A 16,142-nucleotide genomic window follows, 5' to 3' on the forward strand; every position below is an offset into this window, starting at 1 on the left:
CCTAAGACCAGGATCAGGGAGGAAAACCAGTGTCCTTTTTCCGCGAGGAATTCACCGCGCAATGCCCGGCCGTCCGGGTGCGGTTCGGCAGCGGCCTGCGCAACAGCATCGCCGACGAGATCGACGCGCTCGGCGCCCGCCGCGCGCTGATCCTGACCACGCCGCAGCAGGCCGATATGGCCGAGGAATTCGCCGCGCTTTGCGGCGACCGCGTGGCGGGCCGGTTCACCGGGGCGGTCATGCACACGCCGGTCGAGGTTTCGGAACAGGCGACCGACCATGCCCGCAGCATCGGCGCCGACGTGCTGGTCGCGGTGGGCGGCGGCTCGACCACCGGCCTCGGCAAGGCCATCGCGCTGCGCACCGGCCTGCCGCAGATCGTCGTGCCCACCACCTATGCCGGCAGCGAGGCGACGCCGATCCTGGGCCAGACCGAAAACGGGCTGAAGACCACGATCACCGACCGCCGGGTGCAGCCCGAGGTCATCCTCTACGATGCCGAGCTGGTCGCCACCCTGCCGGTGGCGATGACCGTGACCAGCGCGCTCAATGCCATGGCCCATGCCGCCGAGGGGCTTTACGCCCGCGACCGCTCGCCCCTGACCTCGCTGATGGCGGTCGAGGGGCTTCGCGCCTTTCGCGACGCCCTGCCCCGCGTCATCGCCACGCCCGGCGATCTGGCCGCGCGGGGCGAGACGCTGTATGGCGCCTGGCTTTGCGGCTCGGTGCTGGGCCAGGTCGGCATGGCGCTGCACCACAAGCTTTGCCACACGCTGGGCGGCAGCTTCGACCTGCCCCATGCCGAAACCCACGCGGTAATCCTGCCCCATGCCATCGCCTATAACGCGCAGGCGGTGCCCGAACTGCTGGCGCCGGTGGCCGAGCTCTTTGGCGATGCCGATCCGGGCCGGGCGCTGCACCGCTTCGCCCGCGAAAGCGGGGCGCCGCTGGCGCTGCGCGACCTGGGCCTGAAGGAGGCGGACCTGGACCGCGCCGCCGAGATCGCCACCCGCAACCCCTACTGGAACCCGCGCCCGGTCGAGCGCGACGCCCTGCGCCGGCTGCTGGCCGCCGCCTGGGCGGGCGAGGCGCCGGGCCGCTGAGCCACGCCCGCACCGGCAACCCTTTCGACGAAACCCTCTGGGAGGAGAGACCCCGAATGACGGATATAACCACCGATGTGCTGATCATCGGCACCGGCCCGGCCGGCTCGGCCACCGCCGCGCTGCTGTCCAGCTACGGCATCGCCAACATGGCGGTGAACCGCTATCGCTGGCTGGCCAACACGCCCCGCGCCCATATCACCAACCAGCGCACCATGGAGGTGCTGCGCGACCTTGGCCGCGAGGTCGAGGACGAGGCCTATATGTTCGCCACCCATCAGGAGCTGATGGGCGAGAACATCTTCTGCGAAAGCCTGGCCGGAGAGGAAATCGGCCGGCTGAAGGCCTGGGGCAACCATCCGCTGTCCAAGGCCGAGCACCTGATGTCCTCGCCCACCCGGATGAACGACCTGCCGCAGACCTATATGGAGCCCTTGCTGTTCAAGACCGCCTGCTCGCGCGGCACGCAGGGGCGGCTGTCCACCGAATACCTGCGCCACGAGCAGGACGAGACCGGCGTCACCACCACCTGCCGCGACCGGCTGACCGGGCAGGAGATCACCATCCGCTCGAAATACCTGATCGGCGCCGATGGCGGCAAGTCGCTGGTCGCCGAACATGCCGGCCTGCCCTTCGAGGGCAGGATGGGCGTGGGCGGCTCGATGAACATCCTGTTCCGGGCCGACCTGTCGAAATACGTCGCGCACCGGCCCTCGGTGCTGTACTGGGTGATGCAGCCCGGCGCCGATGTCGGTGGCATCGGCATGGGGCTGGTGCGCATGGTGCGGCCCTGGAACGAATGGCTGATCGTCTGGGGCTATGACATCAACGGCCCCGAGCCCGAGGTGACCGAGGAATTCGCCACCGGCGTCGCCCGGCAGTTGGTCGGCGACCCCGAGTTGAAGATCGAGCTTCTGTCCGCCAATACCTGGACGGTGAACAATTTCTACGCCACCCGGACCTCGAACGGGCGGGTGTTCTGCATGGGCGACGCCATCCACCGGCATCCGCCGTCGAACGGGCTGGGCTCGAACACCTCGATCCAGGATGCGTTCAACCTGGCCTGGAAACTTGCCCTGGTGCTGAAGGGCCAGGCGGGCGAGCGGCTGCTGGACAGCTATGACGCCGAACGCGCGCCGGTGGCCCGGCAGATCGTCACCCGCGCCAACCAGTCCATCACCGAGACCGGCCCGATCTTCGCCGCGCTCGGCATGGCCGAGGGGGTGGACCCGGTGCAGATGCAGAAGAACCTGCAGGCCCGCACCGACGGCACGCCCGCGGCCGAGTTGCAGCGCGAGGCGATCCGCAAGGCCATCGCCTTCAAGAAATACGAATTCGACGCGCATGGCGTCGAGATGAACCAGCGCTACCGCTCGGATGCCGTAGTGACCGACGACCAGCTCGAGCCGGACTTCCAGCTCGACCCCGAACTGCATTACCAGCCGACCACCTGGCCGGGCGCCCGCCTGCCGCATGCCTGGCTTTACCGCCACGACGACGGGGCCGAGGTCTCGACGCTGGACCTGTGCGGCCATGGCCGATTCACCCTGCTGACCGGCCTTGGCGGTGAAGCCTGGGCCGAGGCGGCCGGCAAGGTGGCGCGCGACCTGGGCATCGACCTGGTCGCCCATGTCATCGGCCCGCGCCAGGCCCATGTCGATCACAGCGGCGACTGGGCCCGCGCCTCGGAGATCAAGGATAACGGCTGCCTGCTGGTGCGTCCCGACCACCATGTCTGCTGGCGCGCGACCGGCCTTGTTCCCCAGCCCGAGGCCGAACTGTCGCGCGTGCTGCGCCAGGTGCTGGCGCGCTGAGCCCCGACCGCCGGGCGCGTTCCGCAAGGGCGCGCCCGGCGGCGCATCGCCTCGCGGCCTCCCGGCAGCGCATCGCGCTTGATATAACATCGCAACATATTACCCGCCGATCATGTCATGCTGTGTCCGACCCACCTTTGCTAAGGCTGCGATGGGCGAGGAGGCCCGGAACGACAGGCCGGCACCAGCGGCACTGCCCTGCCGGGTCGTTCCTTCGAGAACAGGAGGAGGAGAATTTGATGACGTCGAAAAGACTGGCCACCTTGCCGCGCCTTGCGCTGAGCGTGGCGACGCTGGCCATCGCCCATCCGGCGCTGGCGCAGGGCGCTCGCCCCAACATCGTGCTGATCGTTGTCGATGACATGGGCTATTCGGATCTGGGCGCCTTCGGCGGCGAGATCCCGACGCCGAACCTGGATGCGCTGGTCCAGGACGGCGTGCAGCTGACCAATTTCCACGTCGCGCCGACCTGCTCGCCGACACGGTCCATGCTGATGTCGGGCACCGACAACCATGTCGCCGGCCTGGGCAGCATGGCCGAGGAGATCCTGGACGAGCAGCGCGGCCATCCCGGCTACGAGGGCTATCTGAATGAGCGGGTTATAAGCTTTCCCGAGGTGCTGCGCGACAGCGGCTATCACACCTATATCTCGGGCAAATGGCACCTGGGCGGCAAGGAGGGCCAGCGCCCGAACGCCCGCGGCTTCGAGCGATCCTTCGCCATGATGAACGGCGGCGCGCATCATTTCGACCAGACCGGCATGATCGAGGCGCTGCCCAAGGCGAACTATACCGCCGACGACCAGCCGATCGAGCTGGGCGAGGATTTCACCTATTCGACGGATTACTTCACCACGCAGCTGATCGAGCAGATCGATTCGGCCGCAGACGACGCGCCCTTCTTCGGCTATCTGGCCTATACCGCACCGCATTGGCCCTTGCAGGCCCCGGACGAATCCATCGCGCTGTTCAGGGGCAAATACGACGCCGGCTATGACGCGATCCGCGACGCGCGGCTGGCGCGGATGCGCGAGCTGGGCCTGATCGGCCCCGACGTGCAGCCGAATACCGCCCCCGACCTGTGGCCGCATTGGAACGAGTTCGACGAGGCGCAGCGCGCCACCGAGGCCCGCAAGATGGAGGTCTATGCCGCCATGATCCACGAGGTCGACCAGAATGTCGGCCGCCTTGTCGATCACCTGAAGCAGAAGGGCGAATACGAGGACACCATCTTCATCTTCTTCTCGGACAACGGCGCCGAGGGCCAGCTGCCCGAGAACATCATGGGCGGCCGGAACAAGGAATGGATCGACCGGGCCTTCGACAATTCGTTGGAGAACCTCGGCAAGCAAGGCTCGTATTTCGGTTATGGTCCCAGCTGGGCCTCGGTCAGCCAGACGCCGTTCCGCATGGTCAAGGGCTATACCTACGAGGGCGGCACCCGCTCGCCCGCCTTCATCTCCTATCCCGGCTGGAAGAATGGCGAACGGCTGGACCAGTTCGTGCATGTCACCGACATTGCGCCCACGCTCTTGGACCTGGCCGGCGCCACGCCGCCCGCGCAACGCGACGGCACTGCGCTGGCGCCGATGACCGGCCATTCGTTGCGGCCCTGGCTGGAGGGCCGGGCCGAGACCGCCCGCCCGCAGGACGAGCCGGTCTGCACCGAGCTTTTCGGCCGCGTCTCGGTCTGGAAGGACAGCTGGAAGATGGTGCATAGCAACAAGCCCTGGGGCACCGGCGATTTCGAGCTGTTCGACATCAAGGCCGACCCGGCCGAGAATCGCGACCTGGCGGCGGATCAGCCCGAAAGGCTGGCGGAACTGAAGGCCGACTGGCAGAATTGCCAGGAACGCTTCGGCATCTACTGGAACGAGGGGCTGGCACCGCAGATGGTCTATTCCAACGAGGCCGAATACCTGTTCCCGCGCCCGCATCTGGCCGGCGCCAACTGAGGCCATGCAATCCGGCCCGGGGGGCATCGCCGCCCCCCGGACCTTACGGAAAGGACCGGCCATGACCCTTGCCCGCCATCCCGACCTCGGCGACATGCTGCCCGTCCCGGGCGGCCGCTTCCTAATGGGCTCGGACCGCTTCTATCCCGAGGAACGCCCCGTCCGCCCGGCCGAGGTCGGGGCCTTTCTCATCGACCGCCATCCGGTCACCAATGCCGCATTCGCCCGCTTCGTCGCCGCGACCGGCCATGTCACCCAGGCCGAGCGGCCGCAGCCGCATCCCTCGATCCCCGGCCGCATGGTCGAGCCCTGTTCGGCGGTCTTTACCCCGCCGCTGCCCGGCATGGTGCTGAAGGGCCCGGCCAGCTGGTGGCGGCTGGTGCCCGGCGCCTGCTGGAAGCACCCGGCTGGCCCGGGCAGCGACCTTGCCGGGATCGAGGATCACCCGGTGGTGCATGTCGCGCTGGCCGATGCGCTGGCCTATGCCGAATGGGCCGGCAAGGCGCTGCCGACCGAGGCGGAATGGGAATTCGCCGCGCGCGGCGGGCTCGCGGGCGCGGAATTTGCCTGGGGCGACAGCCTGACGCCGGACGGCCGGCACATGGCGAATACCTGGCAGGGCGCCTTTCCCTTCGTCAACGACCTCGAGGACGGTTTCGCCCGCACCTCTCCGGTCGGTAGTTTCCCGGCCAATGGCTACGGGCTGTTCGACATGATCGGCAATGTCTGGGAATGGACGGTGGACGAATACGCCGCGCCCCGGGCCGAGCCGGCGCGCAGCTGCTGCCGCAAGCCGGCGGCGGCGGCCGGCAGCACCGAGACCAAGGTCATCAAGGGCGGCTCCTATCTCTGCGCGCCGAACTATTGCCAGCGCTACCGTCCCGCCGCCCGCCACCCGCAGCAGACCGACATGACCACCGGCCATCTGGGCTTTCGCTGCATCCGGCGGCTATAGCGGGCTGCCGGAAAGGGTTCCGAACGGCCGCCGAGGCGGAAATCGTTCCGGATTCGGCAAAGCTCGCCTGAAAATGGGGGCTTCCGGTCGGTTTCAGGCGGTTGTCCCGGTCCCCCGGCCCGGGCTCTCCGGTCGGGCGGAGTTTTTCAGCAGCCTTGTAGCCGCGCGGCGGGCGCGGTCAGCTCCCGCCGCCGCCAGCGGGCTAGACCCGCTCCAGCGCGATGGCGATGCCCTGGCCGACGCCGATGCACATGGTCGAAAGCGACCGCCGCCCGCCCGTCAGCGCCAATTCCAGCGCCGCCGTGCCGGTGATCCGGGCGCCGGACATGCCCAAGGGATGCCCCAGCGCGATGGCGCCGCCGTTCGGATTCACGCGCGGATCGTCTTCGGCGATGCCCAGCTGGCGCAGCGTGGCGATGCCTTGCGCGGCAAAGGCCTCATTGAGCTCGATCACGTCGAAATCCGCCGCGGTCAGGCCTAGCCGGTCCATCAGCTTCTGCGACGCCGGCGCCGGGCCGATGCCCATGATGCGCGGCGGCACCCCCGCCGTCGCCCCGCCCAGCACGCGGGCGATGGGGGTCAGCCCGTGCTTCTTCGCCGCCGCCTCCGAGGCCAGGATCAGCGCCGCCGCCCCGTCGTTCACCCCCGAGGCATTGCCGGCCGTGACCGAGCCGTTCGGGAACAGCGGCCGCAGCTTGGCCAGCGCCTCGGCCGTGGTGGCGCGGGGATGCTCGTCGGTATCGACCGAGAGCGGCTCGCCCTTGCGCTGCGGCACCGCGACCGGCGTGATCTCGCGCGCCAGCCGGCCATTGGCGATGGCCGCCGCGGCCTTGGCTTGCGAGGCCAGCGCCATCGCGTCCTGCGCCTCGCGCGAGACGCCGTAATCGTCGGCGACGTTCTCGCCGGTCTGCGGCATCGAGTCGGTGCCATAGGCGGCATGCATCGCCGGGTTGACGAAGCGCCAGCCAATGGTGGTGTCGTGGATCTCGGCATGGCGGCTGAAGGCGGTCTCGGCCTTGGGCAGCACGAAGGGCGCCCGCGACATCGACTCGACGCCGCCGGCAATCATCAGCTCGGCCTCGCCCGCCGCGATCTGGCGCGCCGCGACCAGCACCGCATCCATGCCCGAGCCGCAAAGCCGGTTGATCGTCGTGCCCGGCACCTCCAGCGGCAGCCCGGCCAGCAGCACGGCCATGCGGGCGACGTTGCGATTGTCCTCGCCGGCTTGGTTGGCGCAGCCATAGATCACGTCGTCGACCGCCTGCCAGTCGAGCCCCGCATGGCGCGCCATCAGCACGCGCAAGGGAACGGCGCCCAGGTCGTCGGCCCGCACCGGGGCCAGCGCGCCGCCGAAGCGGCCGATGGGGGTGCGGATATAGTCGCAGATGAAGACTTCGGTCATGTCACAGCTCCGGCACGACCAGATCGCCGACCGCACCGTCCAGATGCAGCCGCGCGCCGGTCACGGCTTGCAGATCGTCAAGGGAAAGCGTGGCCAGCTTCTCGCGCAGCACGAAGCGGCCGTCCTGCACGTCCACCACGGCGAGCGAGGTATAGACCCGGGTCACGCAGCCCACGCCGGTCAGTGGCAGGGTGCAGGCTTCCAGCAGCTTCGGCTTGCCGTCCTTGGTGACATGGTCGGTGATGACCGCGACGCGCTTGGCGCCATGCACCAAGTCCATCGCGCCGCCGACCGCCGGCACGCCCTTGGGCCCGGTGGACCAGTTCGCCAGGTCGCCGTTCTGCGCCACCTGATAGGCGCCGAGGATCGCCACGTCCAGATGCCCGCCGCGCACCATGGCGAAGCTGTCGGCATGGTGGAAAAAGGCCGCGCCGGGTTTCAGCGTGATCGCCTTCTTACCGGCGTTGATTAGGTCCCAGTCCTCCTCGCCCGCGGGCGGAGCCTCGCCAAAGCCCAGGACGCCGTTCTCGGTATGGAACACCGCCTGGCGGCCGGGGGGCTGGAACTTGGCCACCATCTCGGGAAAGCCGATGCCCAGGTTCACATAGGCGCCGTCGGCGATGTCCTGCGCCGCGCGCCAGGCGATCTGGGCGTTGGAAAGCTTCGGGGTCATGCCTGCACCTCCTGGGGACGGGCGGGGGGATAGGCCGCATCGGCGCGGTTCAGCGCCTCTTCCTGCGCCGGGTTGGCGACCTCGACGATGCCGGCGACGAAGATGCCCGGCGTCACCACATGCTCGGGGTCGATACCGCCCGGCGCGACCGCTTGCGTCACCTGCGCGATGGTGCGCGCCGCCGCCATCGCCATCAGCGGCGAGAAATTCCGCGCCGCCATGCGATAGGTCAGGTTGCCGTAATGGTCGCCCAGTTCGGCCTTGATCAGCGCGAAATCGGCCATGAGCCAGCGTTCCTGCACATAGGGCCGGCCCTCGAACTCGGCGACCGGCTTGCCGCGGGCCAGGTCGGTGCCGTAGCTGGTGGGCGTATAGAAGGCCGGGATGCCGGCGCCGCCGGCGCGGATGCGCTCGGCCAGCGTGCCCTGCGGCACCAGTTCCAGCTCGATCTCTCGGGCCAGGTATTTCTCGGTAAAGACCCGCGGATCGGCCGAGCGCGGGAAGGAACAGACCATCTTGCGGACCATGCCCTGCTCGATCATCGCCGCGATGCCGACATGGCCGTTGCCGGCATTGTTGTTGATGACGGTCAGGTTGCCGGGACTGCCGGTGGCCAGATAGCGGTCGATCAGCGCGTGGATCAGCTCGATCGGCGCGCCCGAGCCGCCGAAGCCGCCGATCATCACCGTCGCGCCGTCCGGAATGCCGGCGACCGCCTCGGCCAGACTGGGAATGCGTTTGTCCATGAACTCCTCCTGCGGGTTCCGGGGATTTCTTGCGCGCATGGCCGCCGTGATGCCAGAAGTTTCGTGCGGATGTTGACATTTGTTCAAACTGCGTAAAATCATGTGCGCATGGTGAACAAGACCGATTTCATCGCCTCGCTGGCGAAGGGGCTTGGCGTGATCGAGGCGTTCCGGGCCGAGCGCCCGCGGCTTTCCATCGCCGAGGTGGCTGAGGCGACGGGGCTGGACCGGGCGACGGCGCGGCGCTGCCTGCTGACCCTGCACGAGCTGGGCTATGCCGATTACGACGGCAAGTTCTTCACCCTGACGCCGCGCATCCTGCGGCTGGGCATGGGGGCGCTGGCGGCGATGCCGCTGGCGCAGCTGGTGCAGCCCTGGCTGGACCAGCTTTCGGAACAGATCGGGCAATCGACCTCGGTCTCGATCCTCGACGGGACCGAGATCGTCTATCTGGCACGGGCGGCGCAGCGGCGGGTGATGTCCATCGGGCTGATGCCGGGCTCGCGGCTGCCGGCGCATTGCACCTCGATGGGCCGGGTGCTGCTGGCCGCCCTGCCCGAGCCCGAGGCGCGCGCCATCGTCGAGCGCTCGGACCTGACGCCGCGCACCCGCCACAGCCTGACCGCGCCGGACGAAATCATGGCGCGCATCCGGCAGGTCCGCGCCGAGGGCCATGCGGTGATCGACCAGGAGGTCGAGCTGGGCCTGCGCTCGCTTGCCGTGCCGCTTTGGAATGCGCATGGCCGGGTGGTGGCGGCGCTGAATACCGGGGTGGCAGCGGTGCAATCCTCGGCCGAGGAACTGGTCGCGCTCTACCTGCCGGCGCTGCGCCGGGTGCAGGAGGGGCTGCGCCGGGTGCTGCGCTAGCGGCCGGGCAGCGGCGGGCGCGGCCGGGCGGCCAGTTCGGCGGCGCTGGCCAGGTCCAGGCCGGCCATGCAGAGCAGGCGCGCCACGATCCGCTCGCTTTCGGCAGGCGGAAGCTGGTCTTCGGTGATCGCCAGGCTGGCGCCGATCAGCGCGTGGCAGGTCAGCCGCCAGGTCAGTTCGGCCGCCTCGGCCTCGAACCGGCCGGCCGCCGAGGCCTGGCGCAGGTCGCGGATGGCGAAGGGGCCCATCATGCGGAACAGCGCATCCGCGATCACCTCGGAGCGGTGCAGCATCTGCCGCCAGCGCGGATCGCCGGTCGCGGCGTCCAGCACGGTGCGGATGCCGAAGGCATAGACCTGCGCCGGATCCTCGAACCGGTCGGTGACGGCCTGGATGCTGACCCCCAGGTCGTGCATCAGTCCCTCGAGCACGGCTATGGCCAATTCGTCCTTGGACCGGAAATAGTTGTAGATCGTTCCGGCGCCGACATCGGCGCGCTCGGCGATCTCCAGCATGGTGGCGGCCTCGGCGCCCTTTTCGGTCATGATCTCGCGCGCGGCCTTGATCAGCGCCGCCCGGTTGCGCCGCTGGCGCCGCGCCACGCGGCCTTCGCCCTGGATCCCTGTCTCGGCCATGTGCTGCTCCGTATTCGGACCCGAACCATATTCGGAAACGAATCGGTTCTCAAGCCAACGGGCGGGTTGGCCCGTCCGACGCGGCAAGAAGCCGCGGGTCGTGCGGGAGTTTTTGGCGTCCCGCCAATGTCTTGTAAGTTCCTGGCTGGCGTGAATTACAATCAAAGTTGACGATCATTCATTTTTAGAACAAATTCGCCGCCGAGCGATCCGCCCGCATGGGAGCGCGGGCGATCGGGCCGGAACCCCGGCAATCGTTTCAGGGAGGAACAACGATGACCCCATCGACCCAAGCCGCCGACACCGATGTCGCCATCGTCGGCGCCGGCCCCGTCGGCACGCTGCTGGCGATCCTGCTGGGCCAGCGTGGCAAGCGCGTGACGCTGATCGAGCGTTGGAGCACGCATTACGACCTGCCGCGCGCCGTGACCTTCGACCACGAGATCGCGCGCATCCTGGCCACGCTGGGCATCGACGCCGAGACCGACCCCTCGATCAACCATCACGACGAGCTTTATTACTGGCGCAACGCCAAGGGCGAGAATCTCCAGATCGTGGACTGGCAAAGCCAGTCGGCCAGCGGCTGGCGCGTGCGCTACTGGTTCAACCAGCCGCTGCTGGAAAAGCGCCTGTTGAAGCTGGCGGGCGGCATGCCGGAAATCACCATGATGCGCGGCTGGAACGCCGTCGCGCTGGACCAGGATGCCGAGGGCGTCACCCTGGCGCTGCAACAGAACCCCGAGGAGGTCGGCCCGGACGGCGCGCGCCGGACAATCCGGGCGAAATTCGCCGCCGGCACCGACGGCGCCAACAGCTTCGTGCGCCATGCGCTTGGCATCGAGAACGAGGACAAGGGCTATTTCTTCGACTGGCTGATCCTCGACATGCTGCCGAAATTCGACTACCGCGCCTCGCGCCCGGATGAGCCGGCGCAGTGGCAGCTTTGCGACCCCAGGCGCCCGACCACCATCGTCCCCGGCGGGCCCGCGCCGCAGCCCGGCCAGCCCGACCGCCGCCGCTGGGAGTTCATGGTCCTGCCCGGCGAATCGGTGGCCGAGATGCAGACCCCGGAAAGGGCGTGGGAACTGCTGCAACCCTGGGGCCTGACACCCGAGAATGCCGCGCTGGAGCGCGCTGCCGTCTATCGCTTCCAGGCCCGCTGGGCGAAGCAATGGCACAAGGGCCGCTGCCTGATCGGCGGCGACGCCGCGCATCTGATGCCGCCCTTTGCCGGCGAGGGCATGTGCGCCGGCATCCGCGACGCGGTGGCCATGGCCTGGCGGCTGAACCTGATCCTTGAAGGCAAGGCGGGCCTCGGCCTGCTGGACAGCTATACCAGCGAGCGCAAGGACCACGCCTGCCATTACATCGACTTCAGCCAGGAGCTGGGCAGCATCATCTGCATCGCCGACGAGGCCGAGGCCGCCGCGCGCGACGCCCGCATGATCGCCGAGCTTCAGGCCCGCGGCCAGCGGCCGGTGCCGACCGACATCTGCCATCTCGGCCCCGGCGCCTGGTGCGCGGCCAGCGCCCATGCCGGCGAGTTGTCGGTGCAGGGCGTGGTCGAACACAAGGGCCGGTGCGACCGCTTCGACCAGGCCGTGGGCCGGGGCTGGGTGGTGATCGGCTATGAGGCCGATCCGCTGGCGGCGCTGACGCCCGGGCAGCGGGCGCGGCTCGAATTGCTGGAGGGGTTCGGCGTGCAGCTCTGCGCCCCCGGCGGCGGCTGCGAGGTGATCGACACCGAAGGCACCTACAGGCACTGGCTTACCGAGATCGATGCGAAATACGTGCTGATCCGGCCGGATTTCTATGTCGCGGCCACGGCGAACAGCGCCGAGGCCTTCCAGCAGCGCGTCGATGCGGTGATGCGGGCGCTGGACCTGGCCGACAGCCCGGCGCTGGCGGCAGAATAAGGGGGTATCATCCCTTTGCGGATCGCTCGGGCCGGTGTGCCGGCCACCGCAAGAAGGCAGGACAGCAAGCGGACCGTCGCAGTCCGTGCGGCAGCGCTGGGCTGGACGACCCGACGGCGGTCTCATCCTGAGGCGGCTGGAACTGATTGGGGGCTAGGCTGAATCGACATTCATCGCATTTCCTGGCGGCTTCAAACGCATCCGGCCCAAGCATTTCGCCGGTGATCAACACGCGCTCGACCAACGCATCGATGGAATTGCTGCGAAAGGATGCCACGGCGATGCCCCCCCCCCGAAGCTGCCTGGAAACAGCGTCGGGTAACGCACGCGAGGAAAACAGGATGTCAACATCGGCGGCCTAGCGGGCGCGCATCACCGAGAGGATGATGGCGGTGCCGACGGCCATAAACCCGCCCGAGGCGGCGATGATGCCGCCCTCGGCAAAGATGCGCGGCGCATAGGCGTCATAAACATACCACCACCAGAACAGCGCCGGCGGGTAATAGACCGGCCAGCCCCAGATCTCGAACCAGGCCGGGCCGAGCTGGGGCTGGAAGCCGAGGCGCCAGGCCACATATTGCGTCGCCGCCCAGATGAAGGCGAGGACGATCAGGAGACCAAGGCGATCTGGCCCCAGAGGATCTTCGTGCCGGACAAGCGGTTTCGACCTCGCTGCTGATACTCAATACGACGAGGGAAAAACCGGGCCAACACAGGTTGCAACAGCTATTCCTGGACTGATCGCACCCGTCGCAGGGTAGCGTAAAAATACTTGCGGCATCCGGCGCGGAAGTTTCCTGCGATACATCGTGATTGGCACCGAATGATGCTATATTGGGTGCATGCATCCTTGGAGGCATGTCTATGCGTACCACCCTGAATCTCGACGACGAGTTGCTCCGGCAAGCCCATGACCTCACCGGCATCGGCGAGAAGGCCGTCCTGGTGCGCGAGGGGCTTAAGGCGCTGATCGAGCGCGAGAGCGCCCGGCGGCTCGCCCTGCTCGGCGGCAGCGACAAACGCGCAGCGGTGGCCCCACGCCGGCGGCCGGTGCGGTGATCCTCGTCGATACCTCGATCTGGATCGACCACCTGCGCACGGGTAATGCGGAACTGGCCGATCTGCTGAGTGCCGGGATGGTGCTGGCGCATCCCTTCGTCATCGGAGAACTGGCGCTCGGCAGTCTCAAGGACCGGGAGACCGTCATCGCTGCGATGCAGGGCCTGCCGCAGGCGCCCATGGCCAGCCATGCCGAGGTCATCGCGCTGATCGAGGCGCGGCGGCTCTTCAACGTCGGCATCGGTTATGTCGATGCTCATCTGATCGCCGCCACCCTGCTCATCCGTGTAGGCCCATTGAGCTACTCCCCGGAAATCGGACAGTGACGGAAGCTACGATCTGACGTGTGCTGGTCTCCAAGACGAGGAGATCAGGAATGCGGAAACGCAGGAACGATGACGCTTCAAGGCGCGCGTGGCGCTGGAAGCAGTGAAAGGCGAGCGCACTGTCTCGGAACTGGCGGCTGAATACGGCGTGCATCCGACGATGATCCACCAGTGGAAGAAGGCCTTGCTCGACGGGGCTGCGGATATCTTCGAGCGCGGTGGCAGAAAGCCTGCTGCGGAGGTGGATGAGGAGACGGTCCGATCGCTGCATGCCAAGATCGGAGAACTGGCCGTCGCCAACGATTTTTTATCCAGAAAGCTCAAGCCGTGGACCGGCAAGTGAGGCGTGGGATGATTGAGCCGGGCCAGCCCAGCGCCTGAGCGTGACAGAAGATCGGCTGTGGTCTATCTTGTGGGCCAATGCTCGCGGGCAGACGTGAGATTTCCCTTTTGATTTCAGAGGGTCTACCGTAGCGGTACCCGCCTCCAAGTCTTTTCAAGGGCTTGTGCTATATCGGGCTTCCCCTTCTTCCGGCGTTTACAGTTTCTTTCACGTTGTGCTCCCGTTCGCCTGGGCGAGCCTGACCAGGATGCCGTCCGATTCATCGGGCGAAACGTTGGCATAATGCTCGATCACCGCCGCCGCGTAGCGCGCGGACCTGCCCATGTGCACCGCGATCTCGGCCAGCGTAAGCCCGGCCTTCAGAAGACGGATGGCGGCTGTGCTTCGCCTGTCCTGAAGCCGCAAGTCATATCCCACGGTTCGGGCGCAAGCCCCGCATTGTTGCGCCAATGGCGCATGCTGTCCGAGGCGTGGCGGCCGATCATGGCCCGCCTGCAATCACTGACCAGGATCGACATGCGGACGGCCGGCGTGGCATCGATCAGCGCGGCCATGGCGGGCGTGACCGGGACCGTGGCCGTCCAATTCCGCTTGCTCGTCCTGATGCGAATACGACCTATCTGTTCATCAGCCACGACTTGGGCGTCGTGCGCCACATCTGCGACGAGATCGCGATGATGTATCCGGGCCAGATTGTGGAAAAGGCGCCGGCGGCGCAGATCTTCGCCGCGCCACGCCATCCCTATACCTAGGCGCTGATCGCCACGGCGCCTTCGCTCGCGCCCGGGCATCGCAGGCGCGGCGGCGGGGCGCGGCTGCAGGGCGACCCCCCCAGCCCGGTGAACCTGCCCAAGGGCTGCCGCTTCGCCTCGCGCTGCCCGATCGCGGTCGAGGATTGCCGCCAGCGGATGCCGGCCCTGCGCCAGCTCGCCCCCGGGCAGGCGGTGGCCTGCCATCTGGCCTGACGGCCGGCCGGGGGCCTGCCCGGCGGGGCAGGCCCCTTCGTCATTTCGACACCGCGCCGGCCAGTTGCGGATCGCAGCCGAGACCTTCGTCGTCACCGGCGGGATCGTCGCGGAACGGGCGGTCGGGGCGGATCAGCAGCGCGCAGGCCGCGCCCACCAGCAGCAGCACCAGCGAGGCCGCGAAGGGCAGGTCCCAGCGCCCGGTCAGGTCGATGATCAGCCCGAAGACGATGGGCGAGATCATCCCGGCCAGCCCGAAGCCGAAGTTCATGAAGCCGCTGGCGGTGCCGGAATATTGCGGCGCGATGTCCATCGGCGTGGCCCAGATCGGCGCCACGATCAGCTCGGCAAAGAAGAAGGCCGCGCTGAGGCTGATCGCCACCGTCACCAGGTCGGTCGAGAACATCACCGGCAACATGCAGGCGAAGGCGCCGAGGAAGCCCAGGACGATGACGCTGATCCGCGCCAGGGCGACATTGCCGGTGCGGCGCAGGATGCCGTCGCTGAGCCAGCCGCCCGCCAGGTCGCCCACCACCCCGGCCAGGAAGACACCGGCCGCGAAGATGGCGGATTTCTTCAGGTCCAGCTCGTGCTGGTGCAGGAAATAGGACGGGATCCAGTTCAGGAACAGCCACAGCGTCCAGCCATAGCAGAAATCGGTGATCGTCACCGGCAGCATGCGCCGCAGAAGCCGGCCCCAGGGCAGGGTCTTGCGCTCGCCCACGATCCTCTGGTCGGGCAGGGTCTCCAGCTCTTCGGGGGTGATGCCCTTGTGGCTGCGCGGATCGTCGCGGAAATACCACCACCACAGCGCCACCCACAGGAAGCTGATCAGGCCGACGATGATGAAGGCATGCCGCCAGGACAGCGCGATGACCAGAAAGGCGATCAGCGGCGGGGTCAGCGCATTGCCGAAGCGGGCGAAGGCATGGGTGATGCCCTGCGCGAAGCCGCGCTTCTCGGCCGACATCCAGTTCGACAGCGCCCGCGTGGCGGTCGGGAAGGCCGAGCCCTCGCCCATGCCCAGCAGCACGCGCGCGATGATCAGCGAGACCGCGCCCTCGACGAAGCCGATCATCACCGTCGCGGCCGACCAGACCGTGCCGCAGATGATCAGCGTCTTGTGCGGTCCCAGCCGGTCGCCCAGCCGGCCGCCCAGGATCTGGAACAGCGCATAGGGATAGGCGAAAGCGGAAAACGCCAGCCCGAGCTCGAAATTCGTCAGGCCCAGTTCGGCCTGCATGGCGGGGGCGGCGGTGCTGATGTTGACCCGGTCGATATAGGTGACCAGATACATCAGGCAGATGACGAACAGAACCCGGTCCGTCGTCCTGAAGCGGGTAAGCCTTAGCATGTCTCCTCCCTGGATTATGCTGGATGTGT

General features: G+C 67.9%; 17 protein-coding genes and 1 pseudogene. 11 read left to right on the forward strand and 7 right to left on the reverse strand.

The genetic code is table 11. From position 1 onward, the window contains the following. Nucleotides 1-29 precede the first annotated feature (29 nt). From PARN5_RS0114925 to PARN5_RS0114940, 4 genes are all read left to right on the forward strand, one after another. A complete protein-coding gene (locus tag PARN5_RS0114925; protein ID WP_018000581.1) occupies nucleotides 30-1,103 on the forward strand; it encodes a maleylacetate reductase in 1,074 nt (357 codons plus the stop codon). Between the two features lie 56 nt (nucleotides 1,104-1,159). Beyond that, nucleotides 1,160-2,917 carry an FAD-dependent monooxygenase gene (locus PARN5_RS0114930; RefSeq protein WP_018000582.1) on the forward strand — a complete coding sequence of 586 codons (1,758 nt, stop codon included), beginning with the start codon at nucleotides 1,160-1,162 and terminating at the stop codon, nucleotides 2,915-2,917. Nucleotides 2,918-3,156: 239 nt separating this feature from the next. Beyond that, the gene (locus tag PARN5_RS22270; protein WP_018000583.1) at nucleotides 3,157-4,872 is read left to right on the forward strand and encodes an arylsulfatase; all 1,716 of its coding nucleotides are present in this window, start codon (nucleotides 3,157-3,159) and stop codon (nucleotides 4,870-4,872) included. A gap of 61 nt (nucleotides 4,873-4,933) precedes the next feature. Beyond that, the gene (locus tag PARN5_RS0114940; protein ID WP_018000584.1) at nucleotides 4,934-5,827 is read left to right on the forward strand and encodes a formylglycine-generating enzyme family protein; all 894 of its coding nucleotides are present in this window, start codon (nucleotides 4,934-4,936) and stop codon (nucleotides 5,825-5,827) included. A 202-nt stretch (nucleotides 5,828-6,029) separates the two neighbouring features. Here PARN5_RS0114940 and pcaF read toward each other — a convergent pair whose 3' ends face one another. The 3 genes from pcaF to PARN5_RS0114955 are packed head-to-tail and all read right to left on the reverse strand — an operon-like array spanning nucleotide 6,030 to nucleotide 8,648. Further along, nucleotides 6,030-7,229, reverse strand: a complete 1,200-nt coding sequence (gene pcaF / locus PARN5_RS0114945; RefSeq protein ID WP_018000585.1) for a 3-oxoadipyl-CoA thiolase — start codon at nucleotides 7,227-7,229, stop codon at nucleotides 6,030-6,032. A 1-nt stretch (nucleotide 7,230) separates the two neighbouring features. Next, on the reverse strand, nucleotides 7,231-7,902 hold the full coding sequence (locus tag PARN5_RS0114950) for a 3-oxoacid CoA-transferase subunit B (RefSeq protein ID WP_018000586.1): 672 nt from the start codon (nucleotides 7,900-7,902) through the stop codon (nucleotides 7,231-7,233). Then, nucleotides 7,899-8,648 carry a 3-oxoacid CoA-transferase subunit A gene (locus PARN5_RS0114955; RefSeq protein ID WP_018000587.1) on the reverse strand — a complete coding sequence of 250 codons (750 nt, stop codon included), beginning with the start codon at nucleotides 8,646-8,648 and terminating at the stop codon, nucleotides 7,899-7,901. Before PARN5_RS0114955 ends, PARN5_RS0114950 begins: the two co-directional genes overlap by 4 nt. Before the next feature lie 108 nt (nucleotides 8,649-8,756). Between PARN5_RS0114955 and PARN5_RS0114960 the strand changes: the two genes are divergently transcribed. Further along, a complete protein-coding gene (locus tag PARN5_RS0114960) occupies nucleotides 8,757-9,515 on the forward strand; it encodes an IclR family transcriptional regulator C-terminal domain-containing protein (protein ID WP_018000588.1) in 759 nt (252 codons plus the stop codon). Here PARN5_RS0114960 and PARN5_RS0114965 read toward each other — a convergent pair. Continuing rightward, the gene (locus tag PARN5_RS0114965) at nucleotides 9,512-10,150 is read right to left on the reverse strand and encodes a TetR/AcrR family transcriptional regulator (protein WP_018000589.1); all 639 of its coding nucleotides are present in this window, start codon (nucleotides 10,148-10,150) and stop codon (nucleotides 9,512-9,514) included. The genes PARN5_RS0114960 and PARN5_RS0114965 overlap by 4 nt on opposite strands. A 275-nt stretch (nucleotides 10,151-10,425) precedes the next feature. On the opposite strand from PARN5_RS0114965, the gene PARN5_RS0114970 reads away from it, so the two are divergent. Beyond that, a complete protein-coding gene (locus PARN5_RS0114970) occupies nucleotides 10,426-12,066 on the forward strand; it encodes a bifunctional 3-(3-hydroxy-phenyl)propionate/3-hydroxycinnamic acid hydroxylase (RefSeq protein ID WP_018000590.1) in 1,641 nt (546 codons plus the stop codon). Nucleotides 12,067-12,427: 361 nt separating this feature from the next. On the opposite strand, the pseudogene PARN5_RS0114975 reads toward PARN5_RS0114970, so the two are convergent. Continuing rightward, a pseudogene (locus PARN5_RS0114975) lies at nucleotides 12,428-12,723 on the reverse strand (conjugal transfer protein TraG); the annotation flags it as partial. Nucleotides 12,724-12,930: 207 nt separating this feature from the next. Here PARN5_RS0114975 and PARN5_RS0114980 point away from each other — a divergent pair. From PARN5_RS0114980 to PARN5_RS22275, 3 genes are all read left to right on the forward strand, one after another. Continuing rightward, nucleotides 12,931-13,125, forward strand: a complete 195-nt coding sequence (locus tag PARN5_RS0114980; protein ID WP_026155461.1) for a type II toxin-antitoxin system VapB family antitoxin — start codon at nucleotides 12,931-12,933, stop codon at nucleotides 13,123-13,125. Beyond that, entirely contained in the window at nucleotides 13,122-13,451 is a 330-nt protein-coding gene (locus PARN5_RS0114985) for a type II toxin-antitoxin system VapC family toxin (protein ID WP_018000593.1), read from the forward strand. The genes PARN5_RS0114980 and PARN5_RS0114985 overlap by 4 nt, the downstream gene beginning before the upstream one ends. 88 nt (nucleotides 13,452-13,539) lie before the next feature. Continuing rightward, nucleotides 13,540-13,794 carry a transposase gene (locus tag PARN5_RS22275; RefSeq protein ID WP_018000594.1) on the forward strand — a complete coding sequence of 85 codons (255 nt, stop codon included), beginning with the start codon at nucleotides 13,540-13,542 and terminating at the stop codon, nucleotides 13,792-13,794. A gap of 207 nt (nucleotides 13,795-14,001) precedes the next feature. Here the strand turns inward: PARN5_RS22275 and PARN5_RS22935 are convergent, their stop codons facing one another. Then, on the reverse strand, nucleotides 14,002-14,199 hold the full coding sequence (locus PARN5_RS22935; protein ID WP_026155462.1) for a hypothetical protein: 198 nt from the start codon (nucleotides 14,197-14,199) through the stop codon (nucleotides 14,002-14,004). Between the two features lie 44 nt (nucleotides 14,200-14,243). On the opposite strand from PARN5_RS22935, the gene PARN5_RS24920 reads away from it, so the two are divergent. Further along, on the forward strand, nucleotides 14,244-14,546 hold the full coding sequence (locus tag PARN5_RS24920) for a hypothetical protein (protein ID WP_232419405.1): 303 nt from the start codon (nucleotides 14,244-14,246) through the stop codon (nucleotides 14,544-14,546). Between the two features lie 6 nt (nucleotides 14,547-14,552). Next, nucleotides 14,553-14,759 (forward strand): oligopeptide/dipeptide ABC transporter ATP-binding protein, encoded by a 207-nt coding sequence (locus tag PARN5_RS25215; protein ID WP_346420788.1) that lies wholly within the window; start codon nucleotides 14,553-14,555, stop codon nucleotides 14,757-14,759. A gap of 40 nt (nucleotides 14,760-14,799) precedes the next feature. Here PARN5_RS25215 and PARN5_RS0115010 read toward each other — a convergent pair whose 3' ends face one another. Next, nucleotides 14,800-16,113, reverse strand: coding sequence for an MFS transporter (locus PARN5_RS0115010; protein WP_018000599.1), 1,314 nt, complete (start codon nucleotides 16,111-16,113; stop codon nucleotides 14,800-14,802). Between the last annotated feature and the right edge of the window lie 29 nt (nucleotides 16,114-16,142).

This window comes from Paracoccus sp. N5 (assembly GCF_000371965.1).
In the GTDB taxonomy this organism is placed as follows: Bacteria; Pseudomonadota; Alphaproteobacteria; order Rhodobacterales; family Rhodobacteraceae; genus Paracoccus.

What these genes read in the sequence shown, in the direction of transcription:
- PARN5_RS0114960 (WP_018000588.1), top strand. Translation starts at nt 8,757, where the DNA reads ATGGTGAACAAGACCGATTTCATCGCCTCGCTGGCGAAGGGGCTTGGC.
- PARN5_RS0114955 (WP_018000587.1), bottom strand. Translation starts at nt 8,648, where the DNA reads ATGGACAAACGCATTCCCAGTCTGGCCGAGGCGGTCGCCGGCATTCCG.
- PARN5_RS22270 (WP_018000583.1), top strand. Translation starts at nt 3,157, where the DNA reads ATGACGTCGAAAAGACTGGCCACCTTGCCGCGCCTTGCGCTGAGCGTG.
- PARN5_RS0114950 (WP_018000586.1), bottom strand. Translation starts at nt 7,902, where the DNA reads ATGACCCCGAAGCTTTCCAACGCCCAGATCGCCTGGCGCGCGGCGCAG.
- PARN5_RS0114930 (WP_018000582.1), top strand. Translation starts at nt 1,160, where the DNA reads ATGACGGATATAACCACCGATGTGCTGATCATCGGCACCGGCCCGGCC.
- pcaF (WP_018000585.1), bottom strand. Translation starts at nt 7,229, where the DNA reads ATGACCGAAGTCTTCATCTGCGACTATATCCGCACCCCCATCGGCCGC.
- PARN5_RS0114970 (WP_018000590.1), top strand. Translation starts at nt 10,426, where the DNA reads ATGACCCCATCGACCCAAGCCGCCGACACCGATGTCGCCATCGTCGGC.
- PARN5_RS0114980 (WP_026155461.1), top strand. Translation starts at nt 12,931, where the DNA reads ATGCGTACCACCCTGAATCTCGACGACGAGTTGCTCCGGCAAGCCCAT.
- PARN5_RS0115010 (WP_018000599.1), bottom strand. Translation starts at nt 16,113, where the DNA reads ATGCTAAGGCTTACCCGCTTCAGGACGACGGACCGGGTTCTGTTCGTC.
- PARN5_RS0114940 (WP_018000584.1), top strand. Translation starts at nt 4,934, where the DNA reads ATGACCCTTGCCCGCCATCCCGACCTCGGCGACATGCTGCCCGTCCCG.
- PARN5_RS0114965 (WP_018000589.1), bottom strand. Translation starts at nt 10,150, where the DNA reads ATGGCCGAGACAGGGATCCAGGGCGAAGGCCGCGTGGCGCGGCGCCAG.
- PARN5_RS24920 (WP_232419405.1), top strand. Translation starts at nt 14,244, where the DNA reads ATGGCGCATGCTGTCCGAGGCGTGGCGGCCGATCATGGCCCGCCTGCA.